This is a genomic window from Paracoccus sp. S1E-3, from assembly GCF_013868135.1.
Taxonomy (GTDB): domain Bacteria; phylum Pseudomonadota; class Alphaproteobacteria; order Rhodobacterales; family Rhodobacteraceae; genus Paracoccus.
Genome location: NZ_JACEMU010000004.1, coordinates 1,020,692 through 1,040,576, shown reverse-complemented (window position 1 = coordinate 1,040,576; position 19,885 = coordinate 1,020,692). Strand labels below are relative to the sequence as shown.

At 65.1% G+C, this 19,885-nt stretch carries 22 protein-coding genes; 12 read left to right on the top strand and 10 right to left on the bottom strand.

The window, feature by feature from the left end:
• Positions 1-60: 60 nt before the first annotated feature.
• The 3 genes from H1S04_RS05160 to H1S04_RS05150 all read left to right on the top strand — a co-directional run bounded on the left by H1S04_RS05160 (position 61) and on the right by H1S04_RS05150 (position 3,431).
• Positions 61-1,776 (top strand): bifunctional sulfate adenylyltransferase/adenylylsulfate kinase, encoded by a 1,716-nt coding sequence (locus H1S04_RS05160; protein ID WP_181744458.1) that lies wholly within the window; start codon positions 61-63, stop codon positions 1,774-1,776.
• Positions 1,777-1,842: 66 nt separating this feature from the next.
• Complete coding sequence (locus tag H1S04_RS05155; RefSeq protein ID WP_181744457.1) at positions 1,843-2,622, top strand: hypothetical protein; 780 nt, start codon at positions 1,843-1,845, stop codon at positions 2,620-2,622.
• Positions 2,610-3,431 (top strand): glycosyltransferase family 2 protein, encoded by an 822-nt coding sequence (locus H1S04_RS05150; RefSeq protein WP_255435454.1) that lies wholly within the window; start codon positions 2,610-2,612, stop codon positions 3,429-3,431. The genes H1S04_RS05155 and H1S04_RS05150 overlap by 13 nt, the downstream gene beginning before the upstream one ends.
• 266 nt (positions 3,432-3,697) lie before the next feature.
• Here the strand turns inward: H1S04_RS05150 and H1S04_RS05145 are convergent, their stop codons facing one another.
• The gene (locus H1S04_RS05145) at positions 3,698-3,925 is read right to left on the bottom strand and encodes a DUF1150 domain-containing protein (protein WP_181744456.1); all 228 of its coding nucleotides are present in this window, start codon (positions 3,923-3,925) and stop codon (positions 3,698-3,700) included.
• Between the two features lie 12 nt (positions 3,926-3,937).
• Positions 3,938-4,348: an Hsp20 family protein gene (locus H1S04_RS05140; RefSeq protein WP_181744455.1), complete on the bottom strand. Its 411-nt coding sequence runs from the start codon at positions 4,346-4,348 to the stop codon at positions 3,938-3,940.
• A gap of 168 nt (positions 4,349-4,516) precedes the next feature.
• Here H1S04_RS05140 and H1S04_RS05135 point away from each other — a divergent pair, with 168 nt between their 5' ends.
• The 4 genes from H1S04_RS05135 (at position 4,517) to H1S04_RS05120 (ending at position 6,821) form a co-directional block, all read left to right on the top strand.
• Entirely contained in the window at positions 4,517-4,735 is a 219-nt protein-coding gene (locus H1S04_RS05135) for a YdcH family protein (RefSeq protein WP_181744454.1), read from the top strand.
• 88 nt (positions 4,736-4,823) lie between these two features.
• A complete protein-coding gene (gene purE, locus H1S04_RS05130; protein WP_181744453.1) occupies positions 4,824-5,327 on the top strand; it encodes a 5-(carboxyamino)imidazole ribonucleotide mutase in 504 nt (167 codons plus the stop codon).
• Positions 5,320-6,369: a 5-(carboxyamino)imidazole ribonucleotide synthase gene (locus H1S04_RS05125; RefSeq protein WP_181744452.1), complete on the top strand. Its 1,050-nt coding sequence runs from the start codon at positions 5,320-5,322 to the stop codon at positions 6,367-6,369. Before purE ends, H1S04_RS05125 begins: the two co-directional genes overlap by 8 nt.
• 2 nt (positions 6,370-6,371) lie before the next feature.
• Entirely contained in the window at positions 6,372-6,821 is a 450-nt protein-coding gene (locus H1S04_RS05120; protein WP_181744451.1) for an NUDIX domain-containing protein, read from the top strand.
• Between the two features lie 68 nt (positions 6,822-6,889).
• Here H1S04_RS05120 and H1S04_RS05115 read toward each other — a convergent pair whose 3' ends face one another.
• The 6 genes from H1S04_RS05115 to H1S04_RS05090 form a co-directional block, all read right to left on the bottom strand.
• Positions 6,890-8,065 (bottom strand): dipeptidase, encoded by a 1,176-nt coding sequence (locus H1S04_RS05115; RefSeq protein WP_181744450.1) that lies wholly within the window; start codon positions 8,063-8,065, stop codon positions 6,890-6,892.
• Complete coding sequence (locus H1S04_RS05110) at positions 8,029-8,544, bottom strand: GNAT family N-acetyltransferase (protein ID WP_181744449.1); 516 nt, start codon at positions 8,542-8,544, stop codon at positions 8,029-8,031. The genes H1S04_RS05115 and H1S04_RS05110 overlap by 37 nt, the downstream gene beginning before the upstream one ends.
• A 65-nt stretch (positions 8,545-8,609) precedes the next feature.
• Complete coding sequence (locus H1S04_RS05105; RefSeq protein ID WP_181744448.1) at positions 8,610-9,365, bottom strand: hypothetical protein; 756 nt, start codon at positions 9,363-9,365, stop codon at positions 8,610-8,612.
• Positions 9,362-11,185 carry a M3 family oligoendopeptidase gene (locus tag H1S04_RS05100; RefSeq protein WP_181744447.1) on the bottom strand — a complete coding sequence of 608 codons (1,824 nt, stop codon included), beginning with the start codon at positions 11,183-11,185 and terminating at the stop codon, positions 9,362-9,364. The genes H1S04_RS05105 and H1S04_RS05100 overlap by 4 nt, the downstream gene beginning before the upstream one ends.
• A gap of 69 nt (positions 11,186-11,254) precedes the next feature.
• On the bottom strand, positions 11,255-12,196 hold the full coding sequence (locus H1S04_RS05095) for an alpha/beta fold hydrolase (protein WP_181744446.1): 942 nt from the start codon (positions 12,194-12,196) through the stop codon (positions 11,255-11,257).
• A gap of 66 nt (positions 12,197-12,262) precedes the next feature.
• Positions 12,263-12,550 (bottom strand): SCP2 sterol-binding domain-containing protein, encoded by a 288-nt coding sequence (locus tag H1S04_RS05090; RefSeq protein WP_181744445.1) that lies wholly within the window; start codon positions 12,548-12,550, stop codon positions 12,263-12,265.
• A gap of 58 nt (positions 12,551-12,608) precedes the next feature.
• On the opposite strand from H1S04_RS05090, the gene H1S04_RS05085 reads away from it, so the two are divergent.
• From H1S04_RS05085 to H1S04_RS05075, 3 genes are read left to right on the top strand one after another with little or no spacing between them, the layout of a single operon-like run.
• On the top strand, positions 12,609-13,160 hold the full coding sequence (locus H1S04_RS05085; RefSeq protein WP_255435453.1) for a tetratricopeptide repeat protein: 552 nt from the start codon (positions 12,609-12,611) through the stop codon (positions 13,158-13,160).
• A gap of 23 nt (positions 13,161-13,183) precedes the next feature.
• The gene (locus H1S04_RS05080) at positions 13,184-16,084 is read left to right on the top strand and encodes a helicase-related protein (protein ID WP_181744443.1); all 2,901 of its coding nucleotides are present in this window, start codon (positions 13,184-13,186) and stop codon (positions 16,082-16,084) included.
• Positions 16,085-16,088: 4 nt separating this feature from the next.
• Positions 16,089-16,691: a pyridoxamine 5'-phosphate oxidase family protein gene (locus tag H1S04_RS05075; protein WP_181744442.1), complete on the top strand. Its 603-nt coding sequence runs from the start codon at positions 16,089-16,091 to the stop codon at positions 16,689-16,691.
• A gap of 117 nt (positions 16,692-16,808) precedes the next feature.
• Here the strand turns inward: H1S04_RS05075 and rpsD are convergent, their stop codons facing one another.
• Positions 16,809-17,429, bottom strand: a complete 621-nt coding sequence (gene rpsD / locus H1S04_RS05070; RefSeq protein WP_181744441.1) for a 30S ribosomal protein S4 — start codon at positions 17,427-17,429, stop codon at positions 16,809-16,811.
• A 195-nt stretch (positions 17,430-17,624) separates the two neighbouring features.
• Between rpsD and H1S04_RS05065 the strand changes: the two genes are divergently transcribed.
• Positions 17,625-18,422: a glycosyl transferase gene (locus H1S04_RS05065; protein WP_181744440.1), complete on the top strand. Its 798-nt coding sequence runs from the start codon at positions 17,625-17,627 to the stop codon at positions 18,420-18,422.
• A gap of 1 nt (position 18,423) precedes the next feature.
• Here H1S04_RS05065 and H1S04_RS05060 read toward each other — a convergent pair whose 3' ends face one another.
• Positions 18,424-19,383, bottom strand: a complete 960-nt coding sequence (locus tag H1S04_RS05060) for a glycosyltransferase (RefSeq protein WP_181744439.1) — start codon at positions 19,381-19,383, stop codon at positions 18,424-18,426.
• 73 nt (positions 19,384-19,456) lie between these two features.
• Here H1S04_RS05060 and H1S04_RS05055 point away from each other — a divergent pair, with 73 nt between their 5' ends.
• The gene (locus tag H1S04_RS05055; protein WP_181744438.1) at positions 19,457-19,825 is read left to right on the top strand and encodes a DUF4260 domain-containing protein; all 369 of its coding nucleotides are present in this window, start codon (positions 19,457-19,459) and stop codon (positions 19,823-19,825) included.
• Positions 19,826-19,885 lie beyond the last annotated feature (60 nt).

Here is a 19,885-nt window from a genome sequence, read left to right as displayed (position 1 = left end):
GCGTCCGCCGGTAATCCTCGGGCGCGTAACGGTATTCCCATACGAGACCGAGCATCCGAGATGACCGAAGCCAACCATACCCCGATCCCTGAACTGTATGTCTCCCCCGAAGCGGCCGCCGCGCTGAAGGACGAGGCAGGCAATATGCCCAGCTGGGACCTGACCCAGCGCCAGACCTGTGACCTTGAACTGCTGATGAATGGCGGCTTCAACCCGCTGAACGGCTTCATGTCGGAGGCCGATTACAACGGCGTCGTCAACGAGATGCGCTTGGCCGATGGCACCCTGTGGCCGATGCCGATCACGCTGGACGTGTCCGAGAAATTCGCCGAAGGGATCGAGCCGGGCACCGACATCGCGCTGCGCGATCAGGAGGGCGTGATTCTGGCCGTCATGTCGGTCACCGACAAATGGGTCCCGAACAAGAAGCTGGAGGCAGAGAAGGTCTTCGGTGCAGGGGCCGATGACGTGGCGCATCCGGCGATCAACTATCTGCACAACACCGCCGGCAACGTCTATCTGGGCGGTCCGGTCAAGGGTCTGCAGACGCCGACGCATTACGATTTCCGCGGACGCCGCAATACGCCCAACGAGCTGCGCGCCATGTTCAAGAAGCTGGGCTGGCGCAAGGTCGTGGTCTTCCAGACCCGCAACCCGCTGCACCGTGCCCATCAGGAACTGACCTTCCGCGCCGCGCGCGAGGCCCAGGCGAACCTGATGATCCATCCGGTCGTCGGCATGACCAAGCCGGGCGATGTCGACCACTTCACCCGCGTCCGCTGCTATGAGGCGGTGCTGGACAAGTATCCGCAGGCCACCACTACCCTGTCGCTGCTGAACCTCGCCATGCGCATGGCCGGCCCGCGCGAGGCGGTTTGGCACGGGATCATCCGCCGCAACCACGGCGCCACGCATTTCATCGTCGGCCGCGACCATGCCGGCCCCGGCAAGAACAGCCAGGGCGTGGATTTCTACGGTCCCTATGACGCGCAGGAATTGTTCCGCAAACACGAAGACGAGATCGGCGTGAAAATGGTCGATTTCAAGCACATGGTCTATGTGCAGGAACGCGCCCAATATGAACCCGCCGACGAGATCGAGGAAGGCGTGACCGTCCTGAACATCTCGGGCACCGAACTGCGTCGCCGGCTGCGCGAAGGTCTGGAAATCCCGGAATGGTTCAGCTTCCCGGAGGTCGTGCGCGAGTTGCGCCGCAACTCGCCCCCGCGCGCGCAGCAGGGCTTCACGGTGTTCTTCACCGGCCTGTCGGGTTCGGGCAAGTCCACCATCGCCAACGCGCTGATGGTCAAGCTGATGGAGATGGGCGGCCGCCCGGTCTCGCTGCTGGACGGTGATGTGGTGCGCAAGCATCTGTCTTCCGAACTGGGCTTCAGCAAGGAGCACCGCGACATCAATATCAAGCGCATCGGCTATGTCGCGTCCGAGATCACCAAGAATGGCGGCATCGCCATCTGTGCGCCCATCGCGCCTTATACCGCGACCCGCCGCGCCGTGCGCGAAATGGTCGAGGCAGGGGGCGCCTTTGTCGAAATCCATGTGGCGACCCCGATCGAGGAATGCGAGCGCCGCGACCGCAAGGGTCTCTACAAGCTGGCGCGCGACGGCAAGATCAAGGAATTCACCGGCATTTCCGATCCCTACGAAGAACCGCAAGCACCCGAGCTGCGCGTCGATACCACCGCTATCGATGTCGACAACGCCGCCCATCAGGTGCTGCTGAAGCTGGAACAGATGGGCCTGATCGGCCTGCGCTGATCCGGCAATTGAACCAGAGCATGCGCCGGGCCATGATGGCCCGGCGTTCGCATATCCGGGGGTGGAATGGCCGAGATCGTCAACATCATCTGCATCAAATGGGGCACCATATATGGCGCCGCGGATGTGAATCGCCTGTATCGGCAGGTCCGGCGCCATTTGAACCGGCCGCACCGTTTCGTCTGCTTCACCGATGATTTCGCTGGCATCGACGCGGGCGTCGATTGCCAGCCGCTGCCCGAACTGGGGCTGCCTGAAGGCCATGGCGATACCCGCTGGCGCAAGCTGGCGCTGTTCCGGCGCGATCTGGGCGGTATGACCGGACAGGTGGCGCTGTTTCTGGACCTCGATCTGGTGGTCGTCGATGACCTTTCGCCCTTCTTCGATCTGCCGGGCGATTATTTCATCATCCGCGATGACGATCTGTTCCGCCCGAAGCCGCTGCGCAAGGTGAATGCGGCGCGCGACAGGTTCTTGCATTCGGTCGGCAATTCCTCGGTCTTCCGCTATGTCGTCGGGGATCACGCCTATATCCTTGACGCCTATCTGGCCGATCCGAAGGCCGCGACCTCGAATTACGAGATCAGCCAGCAGTTCCAGTCGGCGCAACTGGCGAAACATGGGCACCTGAATTACTGGCCCAGAGGGTGGGTGGTCAGCTTCAAGAATGACTGCGTCCCGCGGAATTTCCGCAGCTATTTCGGTGATCCGAAGCTGCCTGCGGGGGCAAAGATCGTGGCCTTCGCCGGCAATCCGAAGATGGAGGACGTCTTCGCCGGGCGGGGCGGCAAATGGTATCGTCGGATCGGCAATATCGACTGGCTGCGCACGGCATGGCAGGGATGATCGCTGAGGCCTTCCGGCGCTGGAAGCACGGCCGCCGCATCACGCAGGCGCAGGCCGAGATCGCCGGGCGCCGCTTCACGCCCGCACCCCATGATCTGGATGCGCCGCTGGTGGTCAGCCTGACCAGCTATGGCCCGCGCCTGTCCGTGGTGGGGCAGGTGATTGCGTCGCTGCTGCGCCAGACGGTGCGGCCCGACCGCGTGATCCTGTGGCTGGACGAAGCCGATCTGGCGAAGCTGCCGCCGGAGATCGCCGAAATGGGTGCGGAAATCCGCCTCTGCCCGCTCTGGAAATCCTACAAGAAGATAATCCCTACACTGCTCGAAGCCCCGGACAGCTATATCGTCACCGCCGATGACGATGTCTATTACGGGCCCGACTGGCTGGCCGGTCTGGTCTCGCGCGCCGAGGCGGGGGTGGTTTGTCACCGTGCCCATCGGGTCAGGCTGGACAGGCACGGTTGCCCGCGCCCCTATGACGACTGGGACCGTCATATCACCACGCCGGGGCATGGGCCGCTGATCTTTCCGACCGGGGTGGGCGGGGTGCTCTATGCGCCGGGGGTGTTTCATCCCGACGTGACCGATGCGGGGAAATTCATGCGCCTCGCGCCCTCGGCCGATGATATCTGGTTGTATTGGATGCACCGTCTGCGCGGCTCGAACCCGGAAAAGGTCGGCGGTCGCTTCCGGGTCGTCGAATGGCCGGGCAGTCAGGCGCAGAACCTGCGCAGCAGCAATCTGGGCACCGGCGGCAATGATCGCGCCATCGCGGCGTTGATGGCGGAATATGGGTGGCCTGCGGACTAAGGGCAGCCTTGGCTGCCTGAGATCACCATGGCCGTTTCGGCGCTGCTTGCCAACTGGCCCCTGTCCGGCTGAAGGGTGGGGATCGTCTCCAGCTGATGTGCGCGTGCCATGGCCGCGCGAAGAATTCCGTGGATGCTTTTGAACCTGTTCGGCCCAGCAAAAAGCCGCCTCATGGGCGGCAATAGGCAAACTTGCGAGGCTTCTCCCCAGAGTAAAGCGCGCCGCCCCCCGGAGCATGGAAGGGCGGCGCGGCGGGTCGGGCGTCCTTAGTGGACGCTGACCGGACTCAGGTCATTCTGGCGAGCCAGAATGAAGGCCATCTCGCGGTCCTTCACCAGCGCCAGGCGTTCCCCGTCGATCCCGTGAACAGCATAGAGGCTGTCGAGCCCCGGCGCCTGTTCGCGCACCGCGTCGGGCAGGCTGTCCATCTCGACACGACGGATATAGACAATGTTGCCGGTCGCTTCCGGCAGATCTTCAAATTTCGTATTCATGGCGATCCCCTTTCATTTGCGGCTGATCGGTATGGTTTGGACGACGCTCTGCTGCGGGCGGCGTTGAAGCGAGATGGACAGAAGTCCGTTTTCCAGGCGCGCGCCCCCCACCTCGACCCCATCGGCCAGCACGAAGCTGCGCTGAAAGGCGCGGGCGGCAATACCGCGATGCAGGAAGACGCGATCCTCGCTCGATTCGGGTTGGCGGCCACTGATGGTCAGTTGCCGGTTCTCCAGCGCCACGGTCAGATCACCTTCGGCAAAGCCGGCGACGGCGAGGGTAATGGTGAACCCGTCCGGTGCGTGATGCTCGATATTATAGGGCGGATAGCCTTCGGCGCCCTTGGCCGCGCGTTCGGCCAAACGTTCGATCTGGTCGAACCCCAGCAGGTGGGGATGCGTGGCCAGGGTGAGTTTCGTCATCTGTTTCAAGCCCTTGTGCAGCGACTCGTCCTTGGTTCAGGGCCCCGGAAGCGGCGACCCGTGACAACAATATGTGGTGGCACCCCCTCTGCCACAAGGCCCTTGATAGCAGTTAACATTCTCGGGGCGCCCGCTATAATCACCGGGCCCAGCCAGAACGAGCCCCGCATGTCCTTCCATCCCGAAATGAGCCATGATGAAATCGCGCGTGCCAAGCTGGAGGTTCTGCGGCGTGAACATCGCGACCTCGACGAAGCGATCGCTGCGCTCGCCACCCAGGTTGGGGCATCCTCGCTGACCCTGCAGCGGCTGAAGCGGCAGAAGCTGTCGCTGAAGGACCGCATCGCCCGGCTGGAAGACGAACTGACCCCCGACATCATTGCCTGAGCGCGGCCTCGGCGCCGATTTGTGGCGCCCTGCGATTGCGTCCCTTGGCGGGCCGAATATAGTGCGCACTTCCTGCAAAGGGGACGATATGGACTTGAGCGAACAAGCGGGCGTGCCGGTGGGCATCATCATGGGCAGCCAGTCGGACTGGCCGACCCTGCGCGAGGCGGCGGCGATCCTGGATGAACTGGGGATCGGCTACGAGGCGAAGATCGTCAGCGCCCATCGCACCCCCGACCGGTTATGGGCTTACGGCAAGGCGGCGGCGGATCGCGGGCTGAAGGTCATCATCGCCGGCGCCGGCGGCGCGGCCCATCTGCCGGGCATGATGGCGTCGAAGACCCGCGTGCCGGTGGTCGGCGTGCCGGTCCAGACCAAGGCGCTGTCGGGCGTCGATTCGCTCTACTCCATCGTCCAGATGCCCAAGGGTTTTCCGGTCGCGACCATGGCCATCGGGGCGGCGGGGGCGGCCAATGCCGGGCTGATGGCGGCGGCGATCCTCGCGATTTCCGATCCGGCGCTGGCGGAACGGCTGGACGCCTGGCGCGCCGCGCTGTCGGCATCTATCCCCGAGGAGCCGCGCGATGAATGAGGCTTTGCCGCAGGGCGCGGTGATCGGCATTCTGGGCGGCGGCCAGCTCGGCCGGATGCTGTCGGTGGCCGCGTCGCGGCTGGGATACCGCACCCATATCTATGAGCCGGGCGTGGCGCCTGCGGGCGACGTGGCGCATCGGGTGACCACGGCCAGCTATGACGATGCCGATGCGCTGCGCGCCTTCGCGGAATCGGTCGATGTCATCACCTATGAATTCGAGAATGTGCCGGCGGATTCGCTGGACCTGCTGGAATCGATCCGCCCGATCCGTCCGAACCGGCGCGCGCTCGCGGTCTCGCAGGATCGGCTGACCGAGAAGGAGTTTCTGGCCGGGCTGGGCCTGAAGACCGCGCCTTTCGCGAATGTCGAAACCGAGGCCGATCTGCCGGCGGCGCTGGAACGGATCGGCGCGCCCGCGATCCTGAAGACGCGGCGCATGGGCTATGACGGCAAGGGGCAGGTCCGGTTTTCCGATCCGGGGCAGCGGGACTGGACGGGGGCACCCTCGGTGCTGGAAGGGTTTGTCGATTTCTCGGGCGAGATCAGCGTGATCGTGGCGCGCGGCGCCGATGGTTCGGTGGCGGCCTATGACCCCGGCCTGAACCTGCATCAGGGCGGCATCCTGCGCACAACCACCGTTCCCAGCGGCGTGCCGCAGCGGCTGGTCACCGATGCGGTGTTGCTGGCGGCGCGGATCGTCGGCGCGCTGGATTACATCGGCGTCATGGGGGTAGAGCTGTTCGTCACCCCCTCGGGTCTGGTGGTGAACGAGATCGCGCCGCGGGTGCATAATTCCGGCCACTGGACGCAGGCGGGCTGCACGGTCGACCAGTTCGAGCAGCATATCCGCGCCATCGCCGGCCTGCCCTTGGGCGACGGAAAACGCTATGCCGATGTGGTGATGGAAAACCTGATCGGCGATGACATGGATCGGCTGCCGGACCTGCTGGCGGCGCCCGATTGCCAGATCCACCTGTATGGCAAGACCGAGGTGCGGCCGGGCCGCAAGATGGGCCATGTGAACCGGATCGTCCGGTGAAAATGGCGCGGCCCCGGCTGGCGGTCCGCGCGGCGATCCTGCATCAGGACCGGCTGCTGATGGTCAATGCCTATCCGCCGGATTACGGGTCCGACATGTGGTGCCTGCCGGGCGGCGGGGCCGAGCCGGGCCAGTCCCTGCCCGAAAACCTTCAACGCGAGGTCTGGGAGGAGACCGGCCTGCGGATCAAGGTCGGCGCCATCATCCTTGTGAACGAGTTTCAGGATTCCAAGGCCGGCTTTCATCAGGTGGATCTGATCCACCGCGCCACGCTTGACGGCGCGGACGCGGAGGCGATGGTTCTGGAAGATCCCGAAGGCGTCGTCGACCGGGCGCGCTGGGTGACGAAGGCGGAACTGGCGAAGCTGCATCACCGGCCGCGTCTGCTGGCCCGCGCGGTCTGGGGGGATCATGCGGCATGGTATGACCCGATGGAGGAAATCATCTGGTAGGAAAGGGGGCGCTGCCCCCTCGCCGCCGGGCGGCTCACCCCCGAGGTATTTCGGGCACTGATGAGGGATCAGTTTCCGGGCAAGGTTTCCGCGAGATAGCGCATCATGTTCCCGCCCATGACCTTCGCGATCTGGGCTTCGGTCAGGCCCTGATCCATCAGCGCCTGTGTCAGGGCGGGCAGGCCCGCGGTGTCGAAGGGCGCATCGACCGAGCCGTCGTAATCCGAGCCGAGCGAGACCTGATCCTCGCCCACCAGTGCGATGGCGGCGGCGATGGATTTCGCAATGTCGGCCGGGGTGGCGCCGCAGTTCACATCGCGCCAATAGCCGATGCCGATGACCCCGCCTTTCGCGGCCACCGCCTGCACCAGATCGTCGGGCAGGTTGCGCTGCGTGGCGCAATTGCCGCGAATGCCGGTATGCGAGATGATCGGGCGCGTGCCCTCGATCGCCAGCACATCGCGGACCATCTGCGGGCTGGTATGGGCGAGGTCGATGACCATGCCGCGTTCCATCAGCCCGTCCACGACCTGCCGCCCGAAATCGGTCAGCCCGGCGCCGCTTTCGCCATGCAGCGAGCCGCCGAGTTCATTGTCGAAGAAATGGGTCAGCCCCATCAGCCGGAAGCCCGCATCGTAAAGCGTTTGCAGATTGGCGATATCGCCTTCCAGCGGGTGGCCGCCCTCGGTCCCGAGGATCGCGCCGACGGTGTTCGCGCCGCCAGCCCGCGCGGCCAGCAGGGCCGCCAGATCGTCGCGGGTCAGGATGAGCTTCAGATTTTCGGGATCGCGTTCGGCCATGGCGCGCAGGCGCGCGGCCTGATCCAGCGCGCGCTCCTTCAGGCTCGACCAGGTGCGGATCGGGCGCAGCTGGCCCATCACCAGCTTGGTGATGTTGTCGGGGGCATCGGCACTGTTCTGGCCATAATTCAGACCCGAGGGGCTTTTCGTCACCGTGGTGAAAACCTGCACGGCGACATTGCCCTGTTGCAGGCGCGGGATGTCGGTATGGCCGCGATCCACTCGTTTCAGCAGGTCGCGATCCCACAGCAATGCGTCGGAATGCCAGTCGCCGATGGTCAGGCGGTCATGGAGCGCCTGCGCCTCTGCGCTGACCGGCCAACCGCCCTTGGGCGTGGTGACGGGGTTCAGCCCGCGTTCGACATAGCCGGGGGCGAAGGTGAAGAAGGCGACCGCCGCGATGACGATCAGCCCGAGCACGGCGAGGAGGATCTTGCGGAGCATATCGGCCTTTCCGAAGCGCGCAGGTCTGCCCAGAGGATATGCTGCGGTCCGCGCGATCCGCCAGTGAAGATCTCGCCCCGGTCGTGAAAACCCGCCTTGCGATAGGCGGCATAGGCGGCGGGGTTCAGCAGGTTGACGGTCAGCACCAGCCGGCGCTTGTCGGGATATTGCGTCGCCGCATAGGCGGGCAGGGCGGCCATGGCCCGCGTTCCGATGCCCCGGCCCTGACACCGCGCATCGATCAGCACGCCGCGGATGCCCAGATCCGTCGGCGCGGCGAAATCGTGACGCTCGGGGTAACGCGGGTCCAGCTTGAACATGCCGACCAGCTCGGCGCCGTCATGGATGGCGTGGAAGCTCAGCTCCGGGGTGTCGTCGAGGATCATCTGCGCGCCGTCATTGGCATATTGGCCGGGCTGCTGGCGCAGGCCGGCCAGATCGCCAAGCTGGCGCGGCGGAACGGGTGAAAGTCGGATCATATGGCTGCCCTCTTGCCGGGGCGAGGATAGGCGAGGCTGCGCGGCGATGCGACCCGAAAACCGCTTCACGGGGTCTGCGGCGGGATCAGCACGATCAGCGAGGCCGAGAAATCCTCGCCGCGTTCGGGGTCAGCACAATCGAGCCGGATCAGGGTCGGGGGTTGCGCCCCGGTCATGTCGCGGGTTCGAAAGGCGTATTCGGGGCGGCAGCCGGGGGGGAAAACCGGCTCCAGACTCAGCACATCGGCCAAAGTCATCGGGCCGAAGCGGGGATAATCCATCCGCGCGGCGAAGGCGGCGAGGCCGCGGATCGCCGCCTGTTCCAGTGCCGCAATATCGGTGTCCACCGCAGCGGCACCTTTGAAACGAATGGTCCGTTGGCCATCGGAACCGGTTTCGACCCTGCTTTCCTGCAGATCCGTTTTCCCGCTCCACTTATCCATTTCCGATGTCCAGATCGGCAGCGCGCCCTTTTCGCCGAGCCGCGCGAACAGGTCGATCCTGCCTGTCAGATCCGGTATCGAAACCGAACGGGGGGCGGAATCGTCCCCGCCCGGCTCGTTGGTCGTCCAACGGGCCGCGTAAAGCGGAAACACCGTCGGCTCGCCGGTCGTCCGGTCCAGTTCGATCAGTGCCGTGGCGCGGACCTCGGCCTCATAAAGGCCCAGATTGTCGATGCTGTTGCGCAGCACGAAGACCGTATCGGCGCTGACGGCCAGAATTTCATCGCGAATCTGGATGAAATCCGGCGGGGTTGCCTGCGCCCTCGGGGCGGCGCAGGCCAAGGCGAGCGCAAGCAGGGTTGCGCCCGGCCGGATCACGCCTCCATCGCCTCCAACTCGTCGATGAAGCCTTCGATCATCGACAGTCCCTTGTCCCAGAAGGCCGGGTCCGAGGCGTCGAGCCCGAAGGGCGCCAGCAGTTCCTTGTGATGCTTCGAGCCGCCGGCCGAAAGCATGTCGAAATATTTCTGCTGAAAGCCCTCGGGCGCGGCCTCGTAGGCGGCGTAAAGCGCGTTCACCAGCCCGTCGCCGAAGGCATAGGCATAGACGTAGAAGGGCGAATGCACGAAATGCGGGACATAGGACCAGAAGGTTTCATAGCCGGGCATGAACTCGAACACCGGGCCGAGGCTTTCGCGGGCCACATCCATCCAGATCGCGTTGATGTCGTCGGGCGTCAGCTCGCCCTCGGCGCGGGCGGCGTGCAGGCGGACCTCGAAATCATAGAAGCTGATCTGCCGCACGACCGTGTTGATCATATCCTCGACCTTGCCGGCCAGCAGCGCCTTTTTCTGCGCCGGATCAGTGGTTTCGGCCAGCAATTTGCGGAAGGTCAGCATCTCGCCGAAGACGGATGCCGTTTCCGCCAGCGTCAGGGGCGTCGAGGCCAGCAATTCCCCCTGACCCGCCGCCAGCCGCTGGTGGACGCCGTGGCCGAGTTCATGCGCCAGCGTCATCACGTCGCGCGGTTTGCCGAGATAGTTCAGCATGACATAGGGGTGCACGGTGGTCACGGTCGGATGGGCGAAGGCGCCGGGGGCCTTGCCGGGCTTCACCGCCGCGTCGATCCAGCCGAGGTTGAAGAAGGGTTCCGCCAGTTCGGCCAGTTTCGGCGAGAAACCGGCATAGGCGTCCAGCACGGTGGCCTTGGCCTCGTCCCAATCGACGGTGCGGGGCGCCTCGGTCGGCAGGGGCGCGTTGCGGTCCCAGACCTGCAGCTTGTCGAGGCCCAGCCATTTCGCCTTCAGCGCGTAATAGCGGTGCGAGATGCGGGGATAGGCCTTGGTCACGGCATCGCGCAGCGCCTCGACCACCTCGGGTTCGACATGGTTCGACAGGTGGCGCGCGGTTTGGGGCGAGGGCATCTTGCGCCATTTGTCCTCGACCGCCTTTTCCTTGGCGAGCGTGTTATGAACGCGCGAGAACAGCTTGATGTTCTTCTGGAAAACCTCCGCCAGCGCGCGGGCCGCCGCCTCGCGTTTCGCGCGGTCGTGATCGGTCAACAGGGTCAGCACCGCTTCCAGTTGCAGCACTTCGCCATCGACGATGAACTCCAGACCGGCCATGGTTTCATCGAACAGCCGGTTCCAGGCGGCGGCGCCGACGACCGAATTGTCGTGCAGGAACTTCTCCAGCTCGTCCGAGAGCTGATAGGGGCGCATGGCGCGCATCCGGTCGAAAACCGGCTTGTAGCGCGCGGGGCCGTCCGGCGCGGTGAAGACGGCGGTATATGTCTCGTCCGGAATGCGGTTGAATTCGAGGCTGAAGAACACCAGCGGGGTGGTGAAATCGGTGATCTGCGCCTGCAGGTCCGACAATTGCTTGGCGCGGGCCGCGTCGGTCGTGTTCTGGTAATAGCGCAGTCCGGCATAGGACATGATGCGCCCGGCGAGGATGTCGATCGCCTCGTAACGGCGGATCGCCTCCAGCATGGCGGCGGCGTCGAGGCTGGCGAGCTTGCCCTCGTAATCGGTGGCGAAGCTGGCGGCTTTTTCCTCCAGCGCCTTCAAATCGGCCTTCAGTTCGGGCGCGTCGGGGCTGGGGTAAAGGTCGGTCAGATCCCAGTCGGGCAGGGTGCCGAACTCGGTCTTGGTTCCCTGAAGGGTGGTATCGCGGAGAAGTTCGCGGTCAAAGCGCATCGGGGCTTCCTTTCTGTTGCCCCAGATGTGCAGGCTGCGGCGGCCGGGTTCAAGCCCTGCCGCTGCAGCTTAGCGCCCGGCGATCAGGGCAAGCAGCGCGTCCAGAAATTTCTGCCGGAGTTCCGGGGCCTCGAACATCACTTCGTGATGGCCGCCCGGAATTTCCAGCAGCCGTCCCGCCGGCCAGGCGGCTACGCGCGCCCGGACCGCCGGGGCCGAAACGACCAGTTCATGCGAGCCGAGCGAGACCAGCATCGGCAGATCGGGCGAGGGTTCGGCCGCCATGCGGCGGCATTCGGCAAGCGCCGCCGCGACCCAGCCATAGGTCGCGCCGCCCAGTGTCAGGTCGGGCCAGTGACCGGCCTCGCGGACCATGCGCGCCCAGGCATCTGGATCGCCGGTCAGCAGGTTGTTCCGGAATGGCTCGTCCAGCACATAGGTGCCGTTGCCGCCGGTGCCGAAGGCGGCCGCGCCGCCCTTGCCCAGCCGTCCCGCCACAGCCGACAGGCTGCTGGCCACGGCTTGCGGCATCGGCGCATGGTTGATGCCCCACATCGGGGCCGAGAAGGCGGCGGTTTCCACCGGCAGGCCGTTATGCAGCGCCGCCAGACCGATGGCGCCGCCCATGGAATGGCCAAGCAGATGCCAGGGCTCGGGCAGGTCCAGTGCGGCCGCGGCCTCGACCATGGCGACCACGTCCAGCTGATAGCGGGCGAAATCATCGATATGGCCGGGGCGCGGGTTGTTCAGCAGGCGGTCGGCCAGTCCCTGGCCACGCCAGTCGATGGCCAGCACGTGAAAGCCGGCCCCGGTCAGGACGGCCGCCACGGGTGCGTATTTTTCGACATATTCCGTGCGGCCGGGAAACAGCAGCACCGTCCCTGCGGCACTCTCCGCCCGCCACAGCGCCATGCGCAGGCGCACATCGTCGTCGCTGCGCAGCCAATAGGCCTCGGCCGGGGCTTCCCGGCTGTCTGCGAACTGGTGGAAAGGGGCGGGTGAAAGCTGCATTGCCGCTACTGGTAACAGAAATCCAGCCGGGGGAAAGGCGCGATTTATCCCGCGCCCCGCCTTGGGTTACGACAGCGCCGATCCCAGCTTCATCGCCAGCCCGATATTGCCGTCCACGGCCAGCTTGCCGGTCATATAGGCCATGGTCGGGTTGACCGAGCCGTCCAGCAGGCCTTCAAAGGTTTCGCGGCTGGCGGTCAGGGTGACGTCGGCCTCGTCATCGCCCGCACGCGCCCCGCCGGCATCAACCATGATCGCGCCTTCGTCCTTGATGACGAATTTCGCGGTGCCATCGCTGAAGGCACCCAGCTTTTCGTTCAGCGCCACCACGGCGCTGTCGATCACATTGCTCATCAATCTCTCCTCTGTTGACTGGCAAGCGGCCAGCTTGTCGGGTTATTAAGCCAATATGATGAGGCGTGCGTTAATTTTCCATCATGCCGTGGCGGCATTTTCCATCGCATTTTGTGCGGCCCCTGCTTTTGCCGGCAAGGCCGACCCGGCGCTGTTCGAAACTCTGGCCCGCACCGACAGCGATGCCTGGATGGAGGCGGAGACCCAGATTCTCACCGCCTGGGAGGATACCGGTTCCGATGCGTTGAACATGATCCAGATGCGCGGCGAATCGGCGCTGGATGAAGGCGACTTTCTGTCCGCCATCGGCCATCTGACGGCGCTTGTCGATCACGCGCCGGATCACGCCATGGGCTATCAGCTGCGCGGCATGGCCTATTGGCTGAATGGCGATTATGGCCCGGCAGCGGCCGATCTGGCCCGCGCGCTGGAACTGGAGCCGAAGCAGTATCTGGCCCTGACCCAGCTCGGGACCATGCTGGAGGAATTGGGCGATCCCGCCCGCGCCGCCGAGGCACTGCGCCGCAGTCTGGAAATCAACCCGCATCAGCAGGACGCCATCGATGCGAAGACGCGTCTTGAAGCGGCGGATACCGGCACCAACATCTGACGCCGGACACAGAAGGGGCAGCCATGTCACGCATCACGGCCGTGCTGGGCCCGACCAATACCGGCAAGACGCATTACGCCATCGAACGGATGCTGGCTTACCGCAGCGGTGTCATCGGCCTGCCGCTGCGCCTGCTGGCGCGCGAGGTCTACGACCGCATCGTCAAGGCGCGCGGAGCGGGGGTCGTCGCGCTGGTGACCGGCGAGGAGCGGATCGTGCCCCCCCGCGCGCAATATTGGGTCGCCACCACCGAGGCCATGCCCGAGATCGGTGCCGAATTCGTCGCCATCGACGAGATCCAGCTTTGTGCCGATCCGCAGCGCGGCCATGTCTTTACCGAACGCCTGCTGCATGCGCGCGGCAGCCATGAAACCCTGCTGCTGGGGTCTGACACCATGCGCCCGGCCATCGCGGCACTGGTGCCCGGCGTGCAGTTCATGCGGCGCGAGCGGTTTTCCACGCTCAGCTGGGCGGGGTCGAAGAAGATCAGCCGAATGCCCGCGCGTTCGGCCATCGTCGGCTTCTCGGTCGATGATGTCTATGCGATCGCGGAACTGCTGCGCCGCCAGAAGGGGGGTGCGGCGGTGGTCATGGGTGCGCTCAGCCCCCGGACCCGCAATGCCCAGGTCGAGATGTATCAGTCTGGCGAGGTCGACCATCTGGTCGCCACCGACGCCATCGGCATGGGGCTGAACCTCGACATCCGGCACGTGGCCTTCTCCTCGACCGAGAAATTCGACGGCCGCCGGATGCGGCCACTGTTCCCGCACGAGATGGGCCAGATCGCCGGCCGAGCCGGTCGCCACACCGAACCCGGCACCTTTGGCGTGACGGGCGAAGCGGCACCGCTGGACGAAGGCCTGATCGCCGCCATCGAAAACCACCGCTTCGCGCCGATCAGCCGGCTGGTCTGGCGCAATTCGGCGCTAGAATTCGGGACCATGGACCGGCTGGTCGGCAGCCTCGAAGCCGCATCCGACAGCGAATGGCTGATGCGCGGGCGCGAAGCCGACGACCTGTCGGCGCTGAAGACCCTGCGCGACATGCCCGAGATCCGCGACCGCGTCACCACGCCCTCGGATGTGCGGCTTCTGTGGGATGTCTGCCGCATTCCGGATTTCCGGTCCATCTCGCCCGCCGAACATACCAGCCTTTTGCTGAGGATTTTCAACTTCCTGCAGGAAGGCGGCATCCCCAATGACTGGCTTGCCCGCGCCATCGAACGCATCGACCGAACTCATGGGGACATTGATGCGTTGTCAAAGCGGTTGGCGTTCATTCGGACCTGGACCTATGTGGCGCAGCGCTCGGGCTGGGTGAATGACGAAACATATTGGCGCGAGGCGACGCGCACAGTAGAAGACCGACTGTCAGATGCGCTGCACGCGGCGCTCACGCAACGATTTGTGGACCGGCGCACATCTGTGCTGATGCGCCGGCTCAAGCAGAAGGAGACCCTCGTGGCCGAGGTGAACGACAAGGGTGAAGTCAGCGTCGAGGGCGAATTCGCCGGTCGGCTGGAAGGATTCCGCTTCCGCGCCGACACGACCCAGAATCCCGACGAGGCGCGGATGCTGAACCGCGCCGCCTATGAGGCGCTGCGCCCCGAATTCCATCTGCGCGCAGATCGGTTCTATAACGCGCCCGATACGGAACTGGACTTCACCGAACAGGGCGGCCTCATGTGGGGCAACGCTGCCATCGGCAAGCTGGTCAAGGGGTCCGAGCCGATGAAACCCGGCATCGAGGCCTTCGTCGACGAGGAAGCCGGCGCCGACATCGCCGAAAAGGTGAAGCGCCGCCTGCAGCATTTCATCGACCGCAAGACCGCGACCCTGTTCGAGCCGCTGCTGGCGATGAGCCGTGACGAAGCCCTCACCGGCCTCGCGCGCGGCTTCGCCTTCCGGCTGGTCGAAAACCTGGGCATCATCCGCCGCGAGGAGGTCGCCAACGAGGTCAAGGAACTGGATCAGGACGCGCGCGGCCTTCTGCGCAAGCATGGGGTCCGGTTCGGCCAGTTCACCATCTTCCTGCCCGCCGTGCTGAAGCCCGCGCCCACCCGGTTGCGGCTGGTGCTGTCGGGCCTGTGGGACGGGCTGGACGAATTTCCCGAAAGCCCGCCGCCGGGTCTGGTGACCATCCCGAACCTGCCCGACGTGCCGGTGCGCACCTATACCCTGTCGGGCTATCGCCCCGCCGGCGACCGCGCGATCCGCATCGACATGCTGGAACGTCTGGCCGACATGCTGCGGACGCAGGACACGCGCGCGGGCTTCGAGGCGAATGCCGACATGCTGTCGATCACCGGCATGACGCTGGAACAGTTTGCCAATCTGATGGAAGGCCTCGGTTATGCCGCCGAAAAAGGCGAGCGTGCGAAAACCCGCGCCGAACCCGCCCCGGCTGCCGTCGAAACCCCGGCAGCGGTCGATCACGACCATCCGCTGACCGAGGAGGAATCGGTGCTCGCGGCCGAGACCCGCGCGCAGTGGGAAGCCGAGCAGGCCGAAAAGCGCAAGGCCGAAGTCGAGGCCGAAGCCGCCAGCGAAAGCGCGGAAGCAGTGGATGCCGAAGCGGTGGCCGAAACAACCCCGGAAATGGAGGTGTTCTATACCTTCCGTTGGGCGCCGCGTCCGCGCAATCCGCGCCCGCAAGGCGCCGACCGCCGCCCGCGTCAGGATCGTGGCGCCGCCCCGCAGCAGGTCCGCGCCCCGCGTGCCGATGGCGAAGGGCAGGGCGAACGCCCACGCGGCAAGAAGCCGCAGGGCGAGTTCAAGGGCAAACCCAAGGGCGGCAAGCCGCAGCGCCGGGACGACCGCAACGACCGCGCCAAATCCTTCAGCGCCCGGCCGCCGCGCGCCGAAAAGCCGATCGACCCGGACAATCCCTTCGCCGCGCTCGCCGCGCTGATCAAGAAGGACTAGGCGGATGCACTGGCTGACCCCCGCAGATCTGTCACAGATTTACGGGACGCCAGCACCCGCCGCGACCCGCAAGGTCGCAAATCACCTGACCGACGCATACCGCGCCCATATCCAACGGGCGCGGTTCTGCATTCTGTCGACCGTCGGCCCAGAAGGCACCGATGCCAGCCCGCGCGGCGATGACGGTCCGGTGGTGCGTGAACTCGACGCGCAAAGGCTGGCGCTTCCGGACTGGCGCGGCAATGAGCGCATCGACAGCCTGAACAACATTGCCCGCGACGGGCGCGTCAGCCTGACATTCCTGATCCGCGGGTCCGGCAATGTCATCCGCGTCAACGGTCACGCCCGCATCACCGACGACGCCAATCTGCGCGCGAGCTTCGGCCGCGACGGCAAACAGCCGCGCACGGTGATCGTTATCCGTATCGCCGAGGTCTATTTCCAATGCGCCCGCGCCGTGCTCCGCGCCGGCCTCTGGTCGGGCGAGGACGACAGCAAGGGCCTGCCGACCCCCGGCCAGATCCTCGCCGGCCTGACGGAAGACGAGGTCGGCGGCGACGCCTATGATGCCGCCTGGCCGCAGCGCGCCGCGCAGACCATGTGGTGACACTCTTTCACTTTGGCTGAAATATCCCGGGGTCCGGGGCAGCGCCCCGGCCTGACTCGCCAAAAGAAAAAGGGCCGCCCCGAAGGACGGCCCCCATTCCGAAGCTTCGCGAAAGTATCAGTTCTTCGCGTAATATTCGACGACCAGGTTCGGCTCCATCACGACGGCATAGGGCACGTCGCCAAGCGCCGGGGTGCGCACGAAGGTCGCGGTCAGCTTGTTGTTGTCGACTTCCAGATAGTCGGGCACGTCGCGCTCGGCCAGGGCGATGGCTTCCAGAACGATCGCCAGCTGCTTCGAGCGGTCGCGGACAGCGATCACGTCGCCTTCCTTGACGCGATAGGACGCGATGTTCACGCGCTTGCCGTTCACGGTCACATGGCCGTGGTTCACGAACTGGCGGGCGGCGAAGATGGTCGGCACGAATTTCGCGCGATAGACGACGGCGTCCAGACGGCGCTCCAGCAGGCCGATCAGGTTTTCACCGGTATCGCCCTTGACGCGCTCGGCCTCGGTGTAGATGCGGCGGAACTGCTTCTCGGTCAGGTCGCCGTAATAGCCCTTCAGCTTCTGCTTGGCGCGCAGCTGGGTGCCGAAATCCGACAGCTTGTTCTTGCGGCGCTGACCGTGCTGCCCGGGGCCGTATTCGCGGCGGTTGACCGGCGACTTGGCGCGGCCCCAGATGTTTTCGCCCATGCGGCGGTCGATCTTGTACTTGGCAGACGTGCGTTTGGTCACGGCTGATCTCCTTTTGTGTGTTTCAAAAGGGCGTTGTCCTTTGGTCTCGATCTTTTCAGAGCGGGGCCCGACAGGGTTCCCCTTGCGGGGTCCACCAACACCAATGAAGCGGCGCTTATAGCTGCCCCGCGCCCAGAGTCAACAGCCCCCGCAAGACTCTTGCCGCGTTGCGGAAAGACCGGCAGAAAGGCGGCTATGAAACAGATCATCTGCATCAAATGGGGCACGAAATACGGGCCCGAATATGTGAACCGCTTCTATAACATGGTGGCGCGCAACATCACCCCGCCCTTCCGGGTGATCTGCTTCACCGATCGGACCGAGGGCATGGACCCGCGGATCGAGACGCGACCCCTGCCGGAGCCTGATTTCGTCATGCCGAAGAACACCCCCGGCAAATGGCCGAAATCGCAGCTCTGGGGTGATCTGGGGGACATCACCGGCACGGTGCTGTTCATGGATCTGGACATCATCATCACCGGTAACATCGACGGCTTCTTCGACTACGGCGACCCCTCGGACACGATCACCGCGAAGAATCCGAATACACCGTTCGAACGCATGGCCCAGACCTCGATCTACCGGATGCAGGTGGGCAAGCTGAAGCCGATGCAGGATCTGTTCCGCGCCGATCCGCAGACGGCGGCGGACAAATACCGATACGAGCAGCGATTCGTCACCCGTAACGCGCCGGGCGGGGTGAAGTTCTGGCCGCGCGGCTGGGTCAGCCATTTCCGGCTGAACTGCATCCCGCCTTTCCCCTTCAACTACTTCATTCCGCCGCGCATCCCGAAGGGGACCAAGGTGGTGATCTTCGCGGGCCATCTGAACCCCGATGACGCGGTGCTGGGGCAATGGTCGAAAAGCGATCCGGTGCGCACGCCCGGCGACCATCTGAAGGCAACCTTCGACGGGCGCCGCCGCGAAAGCCTGTCGAAACATCTGCGCCATTTCTATCTGCCCGCGACATGGATCGCCGATAAATGGCGCTGAATCAGGGAGTCAGAAGCGTATACTCATCCGGGAAACGGGCCAGATAATCCAGCATTGGCCCCGCTGCCAGCCACTGCTTGGCGAGGCTTTTGCGCAAATCCCCGCGGGCAGGCCAATGGCGGCGGTCGAGGGCGCCCCCGCGCGGCGCGTTGGGGAAATGGGCAGGCAGGATGCGGGCATAGCCCTCGCGCAGGCGCATCGGGATGCGGGCATCGGCGCTGTCCAGCCACGGCTTATGCGGGCCGATGAAATGGATGATGCAGGGATCGGCCATCGACATCAGATGCGCCGAGGACCAGGTGAACTGCCAGTTCCACAAGGGGCTGATCTCGGCCCAGTCGCCATAGAGCAATCCGTTCATCAGCGCCTGATCCCGGCCCAGCCCGGCCAGATGGTCGCGGGCAAAAGCCTCGGCCTTCTTGGACCAGCCGGCATCGGCCCATGTCTCGGTATCGACCATCACCACGCCGGCGTTGAAATAGGGGGCGGCGAGGCGGCCTAGCTGCCTGAACTCGCGCACCAGCTTCCTGGGGCTGCGCCATTGCCGGTTGTCGCGCACCGCCGCGACCGCGCGACCCAGCATGTCGGCGCGCAGAAGCCGCCCAGGATCGCCGCGCTCAAACACCACATCGCTGTCCAGCACCAGAATGCGCCGGTAGATGCCGCGCAGCGCGCGGGCGAAGAACAGCTCCATATAAGTGGCGATGGAGCGGCGGGCATCGGTCGGCAGTGCATCCAGGATGGCCCTGTCGACCGCCGCGACATGGCCGATCCCGGCATCGGTCAGCAGCGCGGGCAGCACCAGCGGTTCCGGGCCGCCGATCAGCACGTCATAATCGCCGCCGGCCAGTTGCAGCGCCGGGATGGCCGCATAGGGCAGGTAATTGGCATCGCAGGCGACGATCACCGCCACGTCGTGCCGGGGCGTGAAGCCGTCGGAGAATTGCGGCTGCTCGGTCATCGGTCCCCTGACAAGTTGATCCCCATGGCTCGCGACAGTAGATCGGTCACGAGCGAGAGGTAAGGGGCGCGTGATGAAATCCGAAATCATCTGGCAGCGGATCGAAGCTGCGCTGATTTTTCTGACCGGGATGTGGGTGTATTCCAGCCTTGGCGGCGACCTGTCCTGGTGGCTGCTGGTGTTGGTCTTCTTCGCGCCCGATCTCAGCTTTGCCGCCTATCTCGCGGGGCCGCGCATCGGCGCCTTCGTCTATAACTTCGTGCATCAATACGGCTTCGGGCTGGTCCTGCTGATGCTGGGCAGCGTCGGTGGCAGCAGCCTTCTGCTGCAGATCGGCGCGCTGTGGTTTGCTCATTCCGGCTTTGACCGGATGCTGGGTTACGGTCTGAAAACGCCCGAGGGCTTTCGCTTCACCCATCTGGGCCGGATCGGGCGCGACTAGCGCCCTTGCCTGAAACCGGACCATCGGATAACCGGTGCCAAACCCTGCTGATAAAGGCAT